Origin of the sequence: Alkalihalophilus lindianensis (assembly GCF_032843265.1) — a bacterium.
Lineage (GTDB): Bacteria > Bacillota > Bacilli > Bacillales > Bacillaceae_D > Alkalihalophilus > Alkalihalophilus lindianensis.
Map to the genome: position 1 here is coordinate 1 of NZ_JAWJBA010000075.1, position 392 is coordinate 392.

A 392-nucleotide genomic window follows, 5' to 3' on the forward strand; every position below is an offset into this window, starting at 1 on the left:
TTGTGCCGAAAGCAAAATGTCGATCCTTATAGAGTAAAACCAAAACGAATCTTAACAGCAAGTGAACTACGTGAAAAACAAAAACGCAACAAGGAATTGGTAGAATATGTGAAGGCGGAGATAAAAAAGCTCTCCAGCACTTTACAATTACAACAACCACTCTTTGTTTTGACTGATAGTGAGGGAGACATACTTTGGCGAACGGGAAATTATCAAGCTAAAAATTATGCAAACCAAATTGGATTTAAAGAGGGAAGCCGTTGGACAGAGCTTGATGTTGGTACTAATGCGATTGGACTTGCCTTACGGACTAAGGAGAATGAATTTATCTCCCAATTTGAACACTACTCCGTCTCCTCGCATCAATGGAGCTGCTATGCGGCTGTTATTTT

General features: G+C 39.8%; 1 pseudogene. It reads left to right on the forward strand.

Features of this window, described 5'->3' with window-relative positions:
• Positions 1-392 (forward strand): annotated as a pseudogene (locus RYX56_RS21360) (sigma-54-dependent Fis family transcriptional regulator); the annotation flags it as partial.